Source organism: Streptomyces sp. P3, assembly GCF_003032475.1.
Taxonomy (GTDB): Bacteria; Actinomycetota; Actinomycetes; order Streptomycetales; family Streptomycetaceae; genus Streptomyces.
Map to the genome: position 1 here is coordinate 7,236,154 of NZ_CP028369.1, position 15,348 is coordinate 7,251,501.

Annotated in this window: 20 protein-coding genes and 1 pseudogene; all 21 read right to left on the reverse strand. The window is 71.6% G+C overall.

What is annotated here, in order from left to right:
• Nucleotides 1–18 precede the first annotated feature (18 nt).
• The 21 genes and pseudogenes from C6376_RS31715 to C6376_RS31815 all read right to left on the reverse strand — a co-directional run bounded on the left by C6376_RS31715 (nucleotide 19) and on the right by C6376_RS31815 (nucleotide 15,336).
• Nucleotides 19–984 carry an alpha/beta fold hydrolase gene (locus tag C6376_RS31715; RefSeq protein ID WP_107446522.1) on the reverse strand — a complete coding sequence of 322 codons (966 nt, stop codon included), beginning with the start codon at nucleotides 982–984 and terminating at the stop codon, nucleotides 19–21.
• A 348-nt stretch (nucleotides 985–1,332) separates the two neighbouring features.
• A complete protein-coding gene (locus C6376_RS31720; protein WP_107446523.1) occupies nucleotides 1,333–1,932 on the reverse strand; it encodes a hypothetical protein in 600 nt (199 codons plus the stop codon).
• 323 nt (nucleotides 1,933–2,255) lie between these two features.
• Nucleotides 2,256–2,462: a hypothetical protein gene (locus C6376_RS31725; protein WP_107446524.1), complete on the reverse strand. Its 207-nt coding sequence runs from the start codon at nucleotides 2,460–2,462 to the stop codon at nucleotides 2,256–2,258.
• Nucleotides 2,459–3,307, reverse strand: a complete 849-nt coding sequence (locus tag C6376_RS31730; RefSeq protein WP_216825633.1) for a hypothetical protein — start codon at nucleotides 3,305–3,307, stop codon at nucleotides 2,459–2,461. Before C6376_RS31730 ends, C6376_RS31725 begins: the two co-directional genes overlap by 4 nt.
• 26 nt (nucleotides 3,308–3,333) lie before the next feature.
• Entirely contained in the window at nucleotides 3,334–4,023 is a 690-nt protein-coding gene (locus tag C6376_RS31735) for a hypothetical protein (protein WP_254076152.1), read from the reverse strand.
• Between the two features lie 65 nt (nucleotides 4,024–4,088).
• Nucleotides 4,089–4,598 (reverse strand): hypothetical protein, encoded by a 510-nt coding sequence (locus tag C6376_RS31740; protein ID WP_159083322.1) that lies wholly within the window; start codon nucleotides 4,596–4,598, stop codon nucleotides 4,089–4,091.
• Nucleotides 4,599–4,603: 5 nt separating this feature from the next.
• Nucleotides 4,604–5,058 (reverse strand): annotated as a pseudogene (locus C6376_RS46550) (XF1762 family protein).
• Entirely contained in the window at nucleotides 5,055–6,848 is a 1,794-nt protein-coding gene (locus C6376_RS31750) for a type IV secretory system conjugative DNA transfer family protein (protein WP_107446527.1), read from the reverse strand. The pseudogene C6376_RS46550 and the gene C6376_RS31750 overlap by 4 nt, the downstream one beginning before the upstream one ends.
• 37 nt (nucleotides 6,849–6,885) lie before the next feature.
• Nucleotides 6,886–7,665 (reverse strand): DUF317 domain-containing protein, encoded by a 780-nt coding sequence (locus tag C6376_RS31755; protein ID WP_107446528.1) that lies wholly within the window; start codon nucleotides 7,663–7,665, stop codon nucleotides 6,886–6,888.
• A 2-nt stretch (nucleotides 7,666–7,667) separates the two neighbouring features.
• Nucleotides 7,668–8,186, reverse strand: a complete 519-nt coding sequence (locus C6376_RS31760) for a hypothetical protein (RefSeq protein ID WP_173985773.1) — start codon at nucleotides 8,184–8,186, stop codon at nucleotides 7,668–7,670.
• 74 nt (nucleotides 8,187–8,260) lie between these two features.
• Nucleotides 8,261–9,082 carry a DUF317 domain-containing protein gene (locus C6376_RS31765; protein ID WP_107446529.1) on the reverse strand — a complete coding sequence of 274 codons (822 nt, stop codon included), beginning with the start codon at nucleotides 9,080–9,082 and terminating at the stop codon, nucleotides 8,261–8,263.
• Nucleotides 9,073–9,429: a hypothetical protein gene (locus tag C6376_RS31770; RefSeq protein WP_107446530.1), complete on the reverse strand. Its 357-nt coding sequence runs from the start codon at nucleotides 9,427–9,429 to the stop codon at nucleotides 9,073–9,075. Before C6376_RS31770 ends, C6376_RS31765 begins: the two co-directional genes overlap by 10 nt.
• 27 nt (nucleotides 9,430–9,456) lie before the next feature.
• Nucleotides 9,457–10,260 (reverse strand): DUF317 domain-containing protein, encoded by an 804-nt coding sequence (locus C6376_RS31775; RefSeq protein ID WP_107446531.1) that lies wholly within the window; start codon nucleotides 10,258–10,260, stop codon nucleotides 9,457–9,459.
• A complete protein-coding gene (locus C6376_RS31780) occupies nucleotides 10,257–10,640 on the reverse strand; it encodes a hypothetical protein (RefSeq protein WP_107446532.1) in 384 nt (127 codons plus the stop codon). Before C6376_RS31780 ends, C6376_RS31775 begins: the two co-directional genes overlap by 4 nt.
• Before the next feature lie 275 nt (nucleotides 10,641–10,915).
• Nucleotides 10,916–11,323, reverse strand: coding sequence for a hypothetical protein (locus C6376_RS31785; RefSeq protein WP_107446533.1), 408 nt, complete (start codon nucleotides 11,321–11,323; stop codon nucleotides 10,916–10,918).
• A gap of 16 nt (nucleotides 11,324–11,339) precedes the next feature.
• The gene (locus tag C6376_RS31790; protein WP_107446534.1) at nucleotides 11,340–11,987 is read right to left on the reverse strand and encodes a hypothetical protein; all 648 of its coding nucleotides are present in this window, start codon (nucleotides 11,985–11,987) and stop codon (nucleotides 11,340–11,342) included.
• Entirely contained in the window at nucleotides 11,984–12,742 is a 759-nt protein-coding gene (locus C6376_RS31795) for a hypothetical protein (RefSeq protein WP_107446535.1), read from the reverse strand. The genes C6376_RS31790 and C6376_RS31795 overlap by 4 nt, the downstream gene beginning before the upstream one ends.
• A 22-nt stretch (nucleotides 12,743–12,764) precedes the next feature.
• Nucleotides 12,765–13,460, reverse strand: a complete 696-nt coding sequence (locus tag C6376_RS31800) for a hypothetical protein (protein WP_173985774.1) — start codon at nucleotides 13,458–13,460, stop codon at nucleotides 12,765–12,767.
• Nucleotides 13,461–13,473: 13 nt separating this feature from the next.
• Nucleotides 13,474–14,319: a relaxase/mobilization nuclease gene (locus tag C6376_RS31805; protein ID WP_107446536.1), complete on the reverse strand. Its 846-nt coding sequence runs from the start codon at nucleotides 14,317–14,319 to the stop codon at nucleotides 13,474–13,476.
• Entirely contained in the window at nucleotides 14,316–14,741 is a 426-nt protein-coding gene (locus C6376_RS31810; protein ID WP_107446537.1) for a hypothetical protein, read from the reverse strand. Before C6376_RS31810 ends, C6376_RS31805 begins: the two co-directional genes overlap by 4 nt.
• Nucleotides 14,742–14,841: 100 nt before the next feature.
• Nucleotides 14,842–15,336, reverse strand: coding sequence for a hypothetical protein (locus C6376_RS31815; RefSeq protein WP_173985775.1), 495 nt, complete (start codon nucleotides 15,334–15,336; stop codon nucleotides 14,842–14,844).
• Nucleotides 15,337–15,348 lie beyond the last annotated feature (12 nt).

A 15,348-nucleotide genomic window follows, 5' to 3' on the forward strand; every position in this document is an offset into this window, starting at 1 on the left:
CTCGGTACAGACCCAATCCTAGTGAAATTGCCCGGAAGGCAGGGAGTTCGGAAATGATTGGTCCTGGGGGTGAGGAGGGTGGTGGGGGCTCGGTTCGGCGGCGAGGCGGGCGATGCGGTCGCTGATGAGCGCGGGGTGGCGGATGGGCAGCGCGTGCGTGGTGCGGGGGAGGATCTCCAGGCGGGCGGCAGGGAGTTGGGCGGCTAGCTGCTTGGTGTGGGCGGCGGGGATGTGCCGGTCGTCCGCGCCGGCCATCAGCAGCAGCCGCTCGCCGAACTGGTTGAGCACGGTGGCGTCGCGCGGCTGGTAGCGGCGCAGGCACTGCCACAGGTCGGCGAGATCGCGGGTGTGGGTGTGGCGGATGCCGTGGCGGCACCGCGGTGGCCCGTCGGCCGGCCGGTCGGGGTGGGGCGCGAGGCTGTAGGGGTGTGTGGTGGGCAGCCGGCGCCGCAGGAAGTCCACCGTGCGGGGCGCCCGGGTGCAGGCCAGAGCGGCGAGGCTGCGTCCGGCGGCCAGGAGCCAGGCGCGCGGGTCGCGTCCGGGCAGCACGGTCGCACCGCGTGCGGAGGCCGACAGCAGCACCATGCCCCAGATGCGGGCCTGGTGTTGGGGGTGCAGGGCGGAGAGCTCCTGCAGGACGAGGGCGCCCAGGGAATGGCCGGCAAGCACGAGCGGCCCGGCGGGGACGACGTGGGTCAGGATCTGGTGCAGGTCGTCGGCGAGCTGCCGGATCGTCAGCGGTGCCTGGCCGCACGGGGTGTGACCGTGCGCGCGCTGGTCGTAGCGCACGACGGTCAGGCCCAGGCTGGTCAGGTGCCGGGCGTGGACGCGCCACAGGTCCGCGGTGACGGACGCGCCGTGCACCAGCACGACCGTCGCGCCGCCGGGACACGGGCGCGCAGGGGTGTCGCGGTAGGCGGACAGGCGCGTGCCGTCCGCGGCGGAGACCGACAACACCTCGGTGGCAAAAGGCGGGTTGCGCACAGGTAGGACTTCCAAAGGGGGGATCAGTCGGGGGCAGCCGTTCGCCGTCCGGGCCGGGTTGGTGGAATTGGCCGTTCGGCACCTCACTGCGCTTGCCGCCGTACAGGGGGCGGGCGGATATCGGGGAGGCGACGCCCAGCGGCCGGGCGGGAAAGTCAGCGGCGTGATCGTGTGGGGTTGGCAAGGCGCAGGTGCGCCCGCGTTCGGGCCACGGGTACAGCGCTGACCGATGACCGGGGGCGGCGCGGGCAGCTTGAGTTCGGGGGCCGGCCGCCGCAGAGCGAATGGTCAAAAAGGGCAGGCCGCGCTTGCGCATGGTGCAGTGCTCCGGGTGGAAGCGGGTGGTGGTCAGCGGCTGCGCCGCTGGACCTGTGTGATGGGCGGCGGTGCGGGGGCGGCACCGGGACGGGACGATGCCGGTGGGATGTCCTGCGGGGTCGCGATGCCGAGGCCGATGCGCACGCTGATGCCGTCGGCGTAGAGGTGGGCCTCGGCGCGGACAACGGCACTGAGTACGTCGCGATCACCGAGTCCGGGTGGCAGTGCGTACTGCTGCTTCGCCTCCGCTGGTATGAAGCCGTGCTGGGCGAGAACGGCGTCGGCCTGGCCCGTGGCCGCGGTCGCCGTGACCGCGTGGTCGGTGAAGCGGATGGCCACGTCGGGCTCGCGTGACGGGGTTGCACCGTCCTGGCGCGTGGTCCAGGCGAGGTCGACGAGGTCGTGGGTGTGGGCCAGGAGCCCGTACATCGCGATTCCGGCGCGCTCGTGCGCGTCCTGCGCGGTGCCCGGTGGCAGCAGGTAGAGCGTGCGGCCGAGGTGTTCGCGGGTGAGGAATCCGGCATCGGTCAGCAGCCGGTCGGTGTCGCGGATGCGGCGGTTGAGGACGACGAAGGTGTGCCCGTCGTCGGTGGACCCGATGAACACATCGGGGATGTCCAGAAGAGACAAGGTGGTCCAGGGGTTTTCGGTGGGCGGTATGCCGGGCGGCGGGTGGCGGGGTGATGATCCGATACGGCTTCCTGTGCCCTTAGCTCCGTACTTCGGGGGCTAGCGGGGACGGATTGGCTGGGAACGCAGGGTGTTCAGCGGCGGGGTGCGCAGCGTGGTGTGGGCTTCGCGTCCGGGGATTGCGCGGCGGCCCGGCCCTGGTCGCCGATCAGCTGAGGCAGAGTCTGGGTGACGGTGACGGTGACGGTGACAGTGACGATGGCCTTGATCGCGGTCTGCCGAGTGAACTGCGCCTTCCAGAACGGCTCGTGCTGGGCGACTGATCACCACTGCCCTCTGGTGCGGCGGGAGGTGAAGCTCACGAACAGGGTGCCCTCGGGGCTGCTGACAGTCCGCTCACACTCGTGCTCGTTCGGCCAGCCGAAGAGGCGGATCAGCGGGTGGATCGCGTTGGCGAGCCGGTCGGTCCCAGCGCCCGCCAGATGGCGAGGGGAGACCAGGACGCGATCCTGGGGCGCGAAGTGCGTCACCGGTGCGCTCCCTGCACCGCAGGAGTCCTGGGGACGGCTTTCGCGGGGGTAGTAGCAGTGGCTGCGGGGCGCGGCTTGACCAGAGCCTGCCGCCCGTGCTCGGTGACGGTGATCTTCTGCCCGTGGACCAGGGAGGTGCTGGTGTCCCAGTCGACGAGCCCGCGCTTGTTCAGGGCCCGGAAGGTGGCGATCGAGATGCGGGTGCCGTCGGCGGCGGTGACACGGGTCATACCCAGCCCCCGCTGCGAACTCTCATACAGCCGCCCTCCGCCGAGGGCGAGTGCCTTGAGGGCGTCGTACTGGGCGCTGGTCAGCGGAGGGCCGGCAGATCGCTGCGCGGTAGCCGCTCCCTCCCGTGTGGCGGCGAGGTCGCGGGTGATGCCGGTGGCGACGTAGTGGCACCCGGTCGCACTCAGGTCGAGCTGGTGGGCGGCGTCAGCGAGGTGGCCGGTCATCTTCGGGATGGCCTCGGCGTGGCGAGCGGTGCGCACCGACGCGTCGTCAGCCGGATAGCCGGGGAACGGCGCCCCTTCATAAAAATTGGCGTGCAGCGCGCTGGCGAGGTCGTTGCCGGCCAGGGAGGAGGCGACCACGACCGAGGCCAGGCACTCCAGGCTCGCGCGGCTGCCGGCGACGCTGGTGTACGTGCTGGAGTCGAGCGCGCCTAGGCGGACGAGGACGGTGGCCGTCAGGTCCTGGGTCATGAGCAGGAGCGGGCTGATCTGGCGCAGCGCGTCGGTGCCGGGGGTGTAGGAGACGTCCCGAACGCGAGCGTGCAGGGTCTCGAAGTCGCTTGCCAGAGTGCGGAGTTGTTGTGCGTGTTCTGCCAGGTCGAGCAGGGGCATGGGGTGGTGTGGCTCCGGAGGGTCGGTCAGCGGCTTCGGGTGGCCGTCGTCGCGGCGGTGGGGGCGGGCGCGGGTGTCGTGCCGGGTGGCCTGGCGGTGATCGGGCGGCTGATGGCGGCGGCCAGGGCGGTGGTGCCGGCGGCGGTGAGACGGACTCGGTCTTGAAGCGGTCCGCCCGTGTAGGCGGAGGACGCGGAGTTCGGGACGCGCTCGGCCAGAGCGTTCGCCTCCAGCGACCGCAGTGTGCCGATGAGCACGCGCTCGTCGCGGTAGTGGACGTACTGCCGTCCCAGGGAGCGGGTGGCCACGACGTGCCCGCAGGCGATCTCCCACAGGGCGGTGCGCTGCGTGGCGGTCAACTGGTGGTCTGGAGCATCGGTGGTGCTCCAGCGTCGGCGTCGGATTTCGCGGGCGATGCTGTCGGCGCAGCTCATGGCGGCTTCGGGGGCCAGGGCGGTCAGGGTGCGCGCCATGGGAAGGCGGTGGTCCGTGGAGGCGCTGCTCAGGAAGGCGAGCTGCTGGAGCCGGACCACCGCGTCCGACAGCTCGTGACTTTCGTAGAGGCGTTCGTCGGTGACCGCTTTGATGGCGGTGCGGGTCGCGGAGGCGAGTCGCTGGGCGGAGGCGACGTGGGCGTCGGGCTCGGATTGCGGTCCGGCTCGCAGGAGGCGGTCGAGCGTGTCGTTGTGCTGCACGTACTGGTCTGCGAGCAGCATGAGCCGTTCAACCGGCGTCGGTGGCGGGGCCACTGCAAAGAGAAGGCCATCGGTGGGCGGTGTCGTCATGCGCGGCGCCGGATAGCCGGGGCGGGCAACGGGGCTGGGGTGGGTGCGCTCGCAGCAGCGGGGGTCCGCGGTACCTCCAGCGCGGTGCGGGCTGCTGCCAGGGCCCGCCTGGCGTCGTCGAGGTGGATCCGCAGGCGGCTGTGGTGGTCCAGCGAGTCGAGCTTTTGCTGGAGCGTGTCCTGCGCCGTGGTGGTGAGGGTGATGAGCGGGGCGAGGGCCTGGGTGTAGTGGGCGATGGCCCGCCCGACGTGGCCGGCGCTCTCGCCGAGGGGCTCGGCGGGCGGGAGGCCGGCGGTGTTCGGGGCGAGCTGATACTCGACGTCAGCGGCCATGCGGGCAGCGAGGTGGCACAGGAGGTCGATGTGCCGCGTGGCGTTCAACAGGCCGGTGCCGTCCACGGTGATGTGGTGGTCGCGGATGTCCGCGGTCACGGCGTCTACGGCTTGGCGCGGGGACATCTCGTCGAGGTCGGTGGGTTCGTAAGTATGCAGGGCGTCTCCAGACATGTGTGTCAGGGGGCTTGCCACAGGAAGCGGGCGATGTGGTCATTGCCGTGGCCCGCCCGGGGCCGGGAGGGGGTGTGCCATCCGGCCCGGGGCGGCTAGCGATCAGGTGCCATCCCGCGCCGCGCAGGGACGCGCCGCTCTCGCCCGCCTGGGTAAAGGTGATCAGGCGCTGGTAACCGAGGGCTTTCGCCGCGCGCCACGATGCTCCGTACAGCAGGGAGTTGGCGTTGCGAGCGCCGTCGCTGGCGGTCCGGGTGACTTCGAGGGTGGTGCCGTCATCGAGGTGGCGGGCAACCGGCCGGCCGACGATGGCCACGGCGTGCAGCGTGCCGGTCTCGTCGGCGGCGCCGGCGGCGAAGATCTGACCTGCGGGCGGCGGGTGGTGGCGGTGCCAGGCGCGCACGAAGTCCTTCACCGCACGTGAGCGCACCGGCACCAGATGCAGCCGGACGGCCCTCACACGGCCTTCCCGAAGTCGGACTGCGTCGGCGCGTGCTTCGCCACGGCGCGGGCGGTGATCGCCTTCGACGCGCGGGCGGACGCTGCGGACAGCTCCTCCGCTCCGGGCTCCAGGTACCACGGGCGCAGGTCCAGCATGGCGGCCCGCAGACCGGTGGCGAAGCAGAGCGCGGTGCCCTTGGGGAGGGCGCGGATGGCGTCGGCGGGCAGGATTCGTTCCTGCCGCATGCTGACCGAGGTCGACTTGCCGGACTCCGAGTGCGAGGTGGAGGTCGTCTCGACGTCGTGGTCGCCGATCAAACGGCTGAGCTTGTCCGCGAAGTCCGGGTCGTCGATCCCGGAGCCGATGACCTTGACGGTCGAGGCGGACCACATGGCGTCCATTCCGGCGTCCGACCACACTTTCTGGCCCTGGCGGTAGGACTGCAGGATCGTGATCGGGATGATGCCGCGCGACCCGAGGTGCGAGTACAGGTCCGGCAGATCCGAGATCTTGCAGACGTTGGCGGCCTCGTCGAGGATCGCGAGCATGGGCGGGTCGAGCCGTCCGCCGGCGCGTTCGGCCTGCGCGGTCGCGGCCCGCATCACCGAGTCTGCGCACGCGGCGATCAGCGCCGAGGCGCCGCCGCCGCCGTCCTTGCTGAGCAGGAAGAGCGTGTCGGTGGAGGTTACGAACGCGGATGGTTTGAACTCGGCGGTGTCCTTCTGCGGGGTGACCCATGCGGCGATCTCGCTGTTCAGCAGCGCGGCGGCGTACTGGCGGGCGGTCTCGTAGATGCCGTCCCTGGTTTCCGGCGGTCCCTCCACGGTGCCCTTGAGCTGGGCGGCGACGGCGGCGAATTGGTGGTCGCGGAGGATGTCGAGCGGGGTGCGGTCGGCGGGGAAGGCCAGCCACTGCATGACGTCGGTGATCGGCCGCTCGTCGAGGGCCGCGGCGAGGAAGAGCTGGGCGAGGATGTTGGATCCGGCCTTGGACCAGAAGTCGCCCTGCTGGCTCGCGTCCACCGAGGCGGCGAGGAAGTGGCCGGCCAACCGCCCGGCGCCGTCCAGGGTTTTGGCGTCCGCCAAGGGGTTCCACCACATCTCGCGTGCGGCGTGCGCGATCTGCTGCGGGTCCATCGACCACACCTGTCCGACGCGGGCGCGGGCGTCGTAGGTGGCGGTGAAGGCGTCGCCGGCGGCTTTGTTCGAGGTCAGCAGGACCGGGCCGGGCGCGGCGAGAATGGAGGGGATCGCGAGGCTGGTGGTCTTGCCCGAGCGGGGCGCCATGATGGCGACGGCCACGTCCTCGTAGCCCATGCGCACCTCGTGCTTGGTGCCCTGCAGGTTGCCGAGCAGGATGCCGGTGTCGCGGGCCTCGATGTGCTTGGCGTCCTTCAGGCTCGGGCGCAGAGAGCGGGCCTTGTCGGTGATCGCCTTGGCCATCAGCGGCTCGATATCCCGGGCCTTGGCCATGCCGGTGATCTTCTTCTTCCGGCCGCCGCTGCGGTTTTTGTGCCGGGCCCACAGGACGCCCACCCCCACTCCGAGGGCCAGGAGCAGGACAACAGGGACGACGCGGGCACCGATCAGCAGGGATGTCTCTCCCGTTTTGGGCCACAGCTGATCGGGGTGGAGCAGGGCGCTGGTCGGCTGGTAGGGGGCCCAGTCGGCGCCGGTGAGGTAGGCGGTGACGTTGCCGGACAGCCAGGCGAGGTGGGAGAGGGGGACGACGACGGCGAGTACGCCGATCAGGAGGCGCAGGACGAGGTCGTACCCGTCCGTGTTGCTGTTGGAGGAGGAAGGGGGCAAGGGCTACGTGCTTCCGGGCGGGGGCGGGGCGGAGGGATCAGCGGCTGCGGTGGTTCTTGGCCGGCGGCTGTCGCGAGCGGATCGGATTCGTCGGCGGGTTGGCGTGCCGGGCAGCGAGGGAGTGGACGCGTTCTTCCAGCGCCCCGGCCACGTACACGGCGAGCACTTCCGTGGTCCTAGGGGTGACGACGTTCGGGTCGCGGGTCGGGAGACTGCGCCCGCTGTCGATGCGCGGTACGGGCTTCGGATCGGCGAGCGCAGCGGTGAACGCGGCGACCATGTACGCAGGAGTGTGCGCGCCGAAGCGGGCCCGCCACACCGGCCGGTCCGGGCCGAGTGCGGCGGTGACGAACCAGGCGCCCGGTTCTTCCGCGTTGCCCAGCCGCTGGACGTACGCGGTGCCGTCGGGTGACACGAGGCCGTTGTCCGCGGAGGCGGGCGACCAGACGATCTGTTGGAGCGGCTTGTACGGATCGGATGGTGTGCTCGCGGTTGCGGCCGGATCGGTGAGGGCGTCGGTAACGGCGGCGATCAGTTCGACCGGGGTGAGGGCGCCGAAGCTCGCGTACCACGCGGGCCGGTCCGGCTCCGCCGCGTGGTGAAGGGTCCACCACTGGCCGTCGGGTTCGGGCTCCAGGCGCAGGAGGGCTTTCTGGTCGGAGCTGGAGAGCAGGACGCGCGCCATCAGGGGGTCGTTGCCGTGGCTCCAGCCGCAGGCTCGGTGGAGGGGGATGGTGATCCAGGCGGGGTCGCCGCCACCGGCCAGGTGGCGCGGGGTGATGAAGTCGACCTCGACGGTCTCGGGAGCCGGGGGCATGGTCACTTCCGTGCCGGGGTTCGCCGGTCGGCCACGGGAGCCGACGATGGTGCAGGTGCCAGCGGTGAGGGGGCTTTGCGCGCAGCGGCGTTGATCTCGCGGAGTGTCTTGCCATGGGTGGCCCAGTCGTCGAGGTAGCTCCACGATTCGGCGTGGTACTCGGCGAGGGCGTCGTCGAAGGCCGTGGTGCCGGGCTTAGCGGTGGCGGGAAGGGCGTCTCGGGTTTCCAGCCACTGCTCGTGCAGCTGCTCGAGCCGGTCGAGGGCGGCGTGCAGAACACCCAGCTGGTAGACCCAGCGGCTCTGCACGGTACCTTCCGGCAGGCGGCCCAGTTGCGTCTCCGCTGTGGCCAGCAGGTGACGGGCGCCGTAGCGGAGCGATTCGAACGCCTCGGCGGTGTCGGCGTCGCGCTGGCTCGCGCGCAGGCCGTAGGCGTGGTCGTCGTAGGGCCATCCGTCGAGGTCGGTGTGCTCGTCGGAGTAAACGTCCCAGGCGTCGAGGATCTTCTTGCTGTCGCTCACGTAGCGGTCGAGGTGACGGAGGGAGTCGCGGTGTGCGCGGTGATCAGCGGAAATGGGGTAGGAGTCCTGTCGGTTCAGCGGCGGGCGGCTGACTGGGCGGTGTGGGCCTTCGCCGGGGTCGGTGCGGGTCTCGTCAGCTGTCGGCGGGCGGAGCGTGCCCGGGAGCGGAGCGACTCGATACGCGCGGTGTGTGCGTCGACCACCTGCTGCGGGCGCAGCGGGCTGGGCTCCTGTACGGCGCTGTAGTGGCCGGTGCGGTCGTACATGCCGCGCTGGAGCGGGCTGGCGTCGACGAGTGCGGTGAGGAACGATCCGACGAGGTGGGCGGGGGTGCGCTCGTCGAAGTAGGCGTGCCAGATGCGCGGGCCGTGGAACTGTCCGTGGCCGGGCTCGCGGGTCTCGACGTGCCAGGACGGCCGGGAGCTGAATTCGCTCAACGGGCGCAGTTTGATGTGACACATGGAGTCGGGCGAGTGCGCCGTGCCGTCTGCGTCGCGGCGCCAGTTCGCCGACGTCACCGGCTGCCACGGGTCCTGCTGTTGTGGCGGCGGGGCGATGAGGGCGTCGGTGAAGCCGGTGAGGATCTCGGCGGGCACGAGTTCGCCGAACTCGGCGTACCAGCCCGGCTCGGTGTCGGTGGGCTCGGCCCGCAGCCGCCACCATGCGGAGGTGGTGGACTGCGGGTCGAACTGGAGGCGGTGGCGCAGGTCGGGGCTGCGCAGCACGATCTCGGCGCTCAACGGGTCGGAGGCGGCGCTCCATCCGGCGGCGGCCAGGCCGTGGGTGACGTGGCGGGCGTCTCCGGGGCCGGCGAGGTGGCGGGGGCTGGTGTCGAAGGGGATCTGCCTGGCGTGCTTGTCGGCGAACGCGGCGAGCTGTCGTTCGCTCAGGGGCACCGGGCGTCTCCCGGCTCACTCGCGGCGGTGCTGCCGTACAGGTCGCGGAGGTCGTCCAGGATGTAGTGGAGGGTGTGCTGGTCGGCCTGCTCCCACGCGGCCGTGCGCAACTCGGTGATCAGAAGGTCGACCTGTGCGGTGCGCGGCGTGTCCGGGTGTTCCTGCAGGGTGCGGGCGAGGGCGCGCAGGGTGTCGGCGAGTTGGACGGGCAGGCCCGTGTATTCGTCGAGGAGGGGCTCGACGAGGGCGAGGGCTTCCACGGGGTCAGGGTTCTCGCGCAGGTAGTCGGTGAGGTCAGACAGGGTTTCGGTCGCGGTGTGGATGGTGTCCGGGGTGAGTGCGGGCATCGGGCTCCTTGGGACGGGTGTGTCGGGTCAGCGGCGGGTCCGGGCGCCGCCGGCCGGGGTATGGGTACGGGCGGTGGTGCGTGGCCGTGTGCTTCGAGCGCTGCCCTGGGCCCAGGTGGCGGCGCGGGCGGCCGTGATCCGGGCCTGTTGCCACGCACTGAGCTGGGAGGGCTTGACGGAGACCGACCAGGTGCGGATCTGTGCGCTGTGCGGGACGCGCCCGCGCGGGCGCATCACGGGATCGGGATTGGCGAGTTCGGCCGAGAGGGCTTGTACCAGGTGCATCGGGGTGTTAGGCGTGAAGTTGGCCGTCCAGCCGTTTCCCTGCTGGTCCTTCGCTCCGGTCCACCACATCGCCGTGCCGTCGGGGCTGTGGTGGTACTGCATCCACGCGGTGCCGTCGGGGCTGGTCGCGGTGTAGTGCTCGCCCTCGGAACGCGTGTGCCAGTTCTGCTCCTGCAGGGGCGCCCAGACGTTGGGGGCGTGGGCGGAGCGGGGTCGGGTGAGGGTGTCGGTCATACCGGCGACGATCTCCACCGGCGTCTGCCGGCCCAGGTTCGCCGTCCATTCGCCGTTCAGGCCGTCCGCTTGGCCGTGGATGGTCCACCCGCCGGGCAGGATGTAGGGGTCGTAGGCGACACGGACGGTGCGGTCGGGGCTCTCCATGAGTAGCGGGCCGTTCGTCTTGGACTTGTCCCGCCAGCCCGAGGCGCGCAGGAACTCCGAGACGTGCCGGACGTCGCCGCCGCCGGCGAGGGCACGGGGCTGGACGAGGTAGTGCTGCTCGGTCTGCTCGCCTGGCCCCCAGCCCTGCCATTGCTTCTTCTTCACCGGTGCCGCCGGACGACGAGCGGTGCGGGGGCCGGGGGCTTCGCCGCGGTGGTGGCGGGCTGGGTGCCGACGTGCTGCAGGGTGTCCTTGTGTTCGTCCAGGTCGAGGGTGATGTCGTGCAGTTCGTTCGAGGCGCGGCCCAGGGCGAGCCACACCTCTGCGGGGATGGTGCCTCGTTCGGCCTGGTCTTTGGCGAACACGCTGCCGGTGGCGACGAGGTGGGTGATGCCGCCGAGGACTCCGGTGTCGGGGTCGAGGACGCGGGCGATGACCTGCGCGGCCTGGGGAGGGGGAAGTTGAGAGAGGTGGTCGGCGAGCTGGCCGAGCTGGCGGGTGATCTCGTCGGCCAGTCTCACCGGGTAGGGGGCGGGGTGGGACATGCTCCTCCGGGGCAGGGGAACGGTCAGTGGTGGTGCCGGTGGCCGACGCGCTGGGTCTCGGCGAGGACGGCCTCCGGGCGGGCGCCGGCCAGCAGGGTGGTGCGGCCGGGGCCGGTCGGGATGCAGGCGCGCAGGTAGCGGCGGAACAGGGCTGTCGCGAGTCGGGGTTGGAGCCGGTTGCTGATGGGTGGGGGTGTGCGGGCTGCTACGGGTTTCTCCGGGATCGAGCGGTGCGGTGGGTGGCCCCGGCGAGGTGCCGGGGCCGCCCAGGGGTTTTACGGGGCGCGCCGGGCCTGTGCGGGGCGCGAGGGGGAGCCGGCCGGTGCCGGGTGCTGTGCGGCAGGGCGGGCCGCGCGGGTACGTATGTCGTGCACGGCCTGCCGGTAGGTGGCTTCCTCGAAGACGTCGGGCGTGCAGTTGACCTCGTACCCGGCCAGGAGCAGGGCGGGGATGGCTCGGGTCGCCACGCGCTTCTGCTCGTCGGCACCGAGGTGTTCGGGCACCGTGTGCCAGATGTACAGCGGCGCGCCCGTGGGGTATTCGTGGCGTTCCAGGCCGAGCTGTTCCAGCAGGTCATGGAGCTGGGCGGGGGCGCCGGTGGGGGTGTCGGCGTGGAGGGTGGTCGTCAGGGCCTTGATGTAGATCTCGACGTCCGTGCCGTACTCGTCGGCCAGGTTGGCCATGTGTTTCCCTCTGGGATCAACGGTGGCGGGAAGCCGAGGGGTGGGCAGCGCTCGGCGGCGGTGTGAGGGCCGCCGGCTGCGGAGCCCGGGCGGCGTGGTTGCGGGCGTGGAGGATCACGCACGCGGCCTGGCTCATGGAGTTCGCGGTGTCCCTGAGCCGTGCGAGGGGTTCGGGTTCCTCGCCGGGGGCCGCCCTCTGGAGGGCACTGGCAGCGATCCAGGCCCGGACGACCACTTCCCTGGTAAGGGGCAGCAGCCCATTGACCGGGGCGGCGATCTCGGTCAGCACCTCGGCCACCGCACTGCTGGTCTTGGCGGCAGAGGCCCGCTCGGCGAGCTGGGTGAGGAAGCGCAGGGCCGCGTTGTGTTCGCTGTCCGGTGTGACCAGCGCATTCAGGGCGGGGTCGAGGTGGACGCTGTGACCGGCGGCAAGCAGGGCGTGCGAGGCAGCGGTCGCCTTCAGGCGCTGGCGCTCGACGGGCAGGCCGTGGGGAAGCCGGTGGTAGTCCCCGCTCGGTCCGGGAGCGGAGAGGAAGCCGCCGGTTCGCTGGAGAATGTAAGCCGCCTTCTCGGTGCCGCCGATGGCGACGACGAGGCCGGTGCGGGGGTCCTTGGTGATGGTGATGTACTCCAGCACCCAGAACTCGGGCTCCGTCTGCTTCATCGAGCCCTGGTGGCCGGCGCACGACTGCCGGCCGGGGAGGGCGGCATGGAGGCTGGGGCGGAGGTGGGCGCGGTCCGGCCTGCGGGGTGCTGGAGGGCGGTGCCGATGCCGAGTGCGTCGAGTTGCGGGCCGAGCTCGCGCAGGGCGCGCGCCTGCGCTCTGGTGTTGTCGCCGCTGAGGCGGTAGATGCCGCTCTGCGGGTCCTGGACGAAGCCGTGGGCGACGAGGATCGCGCCGGCACGGTCGCCGACGGGGGCGGTGGCGACGCTGCCGTCCGGCTGCCAGGTCAGGACGACCCGGCCCGGCTGGGAGGGCTGGATGCCACCCAGGGCGTTGTGCCGGACCTGGGCGAGGGCGCTGTCGTAGCGGGCGAGCAGGTCGCCGGCTATCTGCTCCGCGCTCAGGAACGGGTCGTCCGCCAGGGGGATGCCGTTGGGCTCGGGGACGCCGCGGTACGCCTCGTCGGGCAGGGCGCGGGGGGCGACGGCGGCGATGAGGAATCCGTCGCGTCCGTCGTGCCGGTCCACAAGGACGAGCTGGGCACCGTCGGGGCGGCTCAGGACGGCTGCCTGCCGCAGCGGGTGCTCGGCGAGGGACGCGGCGACAAGGTCCAAGTCCCAGATACGGTCGGCCAGTTCGGCGAGGTCGTCCTTGGCCTCCGGCGGGAAATGAGTGCTGGTCCAGGTGTCGGGGAGTTCGCCGGCGAGGACGTCGGCGTACGAGGCGAGGCGCTCGGAGGTGTCGTAGTCGTGCATGGTGTCCTTGGGCAAAGTAGGGTCAGCGGCGCAGTCCGGCGGCCACGGGGGGCGGCGGGACCGGGAGCGTGCGCGGCGGGGGCGGGCAGGCGCACACGGCGGAGCGTTCGCGTTCGGGGGCGGGGACCTCCCCGCTGCAGGTGCTGCGGCCCGGGTGCGGGGCGTGCCGGTCGGCGAGGGCGTTGCGGGTGTGGGCGACGTCGGTGCGGATGACGTGCAGGTGCTCGTCGACGAGGTAGCGCAACCGCCGTGCGATGTAGGGGTCGGCCGCCTGGCCGAGCCCGTCGTGGAAGTCGGCGGTGGCGATGAGCACTTCCTCCAGCGCGGCGAGGATGCCGTCGTGGGCTGCGGTCAGCTCGGTCAGGGCGTCGGCCGCCTCTTCCGTGGTGGTGGCTTCGCGTATGCGCTCGGCGATGTGGGCTACGGAGGAGCCCAGCGAGAGGTAACTGGCCGGCCGGTAGTCAGTGTCGAAGTCCTCGTCGCAGTCGACGTGGTACCCGGCGGCCCGGAGGCGGGCGACGGCGTCGATGGCGAGATCGGACTCGCCGTCCTCGGTGAGGCCGGTGGGGGCGCGGTGGTAGGTCTCGTGGACGCGGACAACGGCGATGAAACCCGCGCGCTGCAGGACGCTGTGCGCCTCGGAGTCGCCGCCGCGGGCGAGGAGTTCGTCGGAGTGCGGGTCACGGCGGATGTCCAGGAAGCGGTCGGTACGGGGCAAGGAGACGTTTCTCCTACGGCGATCGGTGGGCGGTGTACCGGGCGGCGGGTGGTGCGGCGGCGACCCGGGGCTGGACCAGGTGGGCCGCGGTAGTGTCCAGGTCCTGCTGGATGGCGTGGAGGCGGCGGGCGATCAGCTCCAGGCGGTGCGCCGTGTCGGTGCCGGCGGCGCCGGGCTGGCGTGCGACTCGGTGCGCGGTGTGCTCGATGAGTCCGCGGACCGTGGCCAGCGGACCGACTTGCTCGTCGGCGAGCTGCGTGAGGACGCTCGCGAGCTGGGCCGATGCCGTGGGCGCCGGCCGGAGGGCGGGCCGCGCCGTGGGGACGGAGCGCACGGGAATCAGGCGGAGGTCCTGCTCGATGCGGCGCGCCTCGTCCGCAAGGCGCCGCAGGATGTCGGCGGGCGGTGCGTGCCACGCGCCGTCGAGGCTGATCAGATTGGCGATCAAATCGAGGCGTCCGGGCTGCGCCTGAACGGCAATCCACCGGCACCCGCGCTCCTTGCCGGGAATCTCGATGTCGGCGGCCCGCGCGAGCCGGTGAGCGATTTCAGCCCACTCGGGGCCGGTCAGCTCCCGGTCGTCCGGATGAAGCCGGATGTCAAGGTGGAGGATCGCCCGTCGGTCGTCGTCCGGGCTGGCGGCGAACGGATGCTCCAGATACGGGTCTTCGAGGTGCTCGGCCCACTGGACGGACGTCCAGATCCTCTGCTCGTCGTCCAGGGTGAAGTAATCCAGGCCCGGCCAGTGGGCGACGATCGTGTATTCCGTCAGGCCCTCGTGAGGCGAGACCGGCCGCGCCAGCGCCTCGGCGAGCGGGCCGTGCGGCGTGTGGGTCCGCTCGTGCAGGCGGGGAATCACCAGCCGCCCCGAACGTCGGCGATGTGCACCAACTGGTTGAGGGCGGTGGTGGTGTACCAGCCGCAGTCGATCAGCTCGTTGCGGTCGGCGTACCGCGGCAGGAGGGCGTCTTCCATGGCCCGCAGGTAGATCAGGCAGTCCGGGCAGCGGCGCGAGAGGTGTACGAGGTAGCGGGGGTGGCCGGTGACGTAGGACTGGGCGCCGCCGGTCGCATCACGCAGCCGCCACCCGTCCTCGTCGGTCGGGGTGTGCCAGGACGGGGCAACGATGCGCATCGCGTCGCCCCACAGTTCCCCGCCGGCCACCCCCTTCAGGACGACGACGGTGTCACCGGCCTGGAAGTGCTGGTGCGTGATGTCCCGGGCGGGGGTGAGCGGGTCGGGCGTCGGCGCGAAGGCCGACGTGGGCGGGGGCTGGGACATGCGGTTCCTTCCACGCAATCGGTGGCGGGGTGGGAGGAACAATGGTCCGGAGGAACGCCGGTTTGGCTAACCGGCGTTTCCCGGCTATGTTCCCCCGCCGTCAGCGGAACGGGTTCTCCGTACCGCGGTCGTTCTCGCCTGCAGCGTCGAGAAGTTCGAGCAGGTCAGTGCCCTCGGCGTCGCGCTGGTCGATCCACCATCCGGCGGCGGTGATGGCGCGGGCCTTCTCCTCCAGCTCCGCCCAGTCAGCCTCGTCCCAACTCCCCTCCATGACGAGCGCGGTGTGCGCGGCCGTCATCAGCTGGTGGCGGGAGCGCTCGCCCCAGTCCAGGGCCTTGGCCGGGCCTTCCAACTGCGGCATGTCGAACTGCTTCGCCCACGCGACGGCAGCCTCCTGCTCAGCGGCGCGCTTGGCCGCGAGCCACTCCTTGGACTCGGTGTCGGCGTCGCGCGTTGCCTTCCAGCAGTCGGCGCAGTCCTTGGCTGAGAGCCAGCGGGCGAACCCTGCCCGCTTGTCGGCAGGACGGCCGGACAGGTCATGAACCACCTGGTGGGAGCACGCGTGTTCCACTGTCCAATGGGTACGGACGGCCATAAATGGATCTCC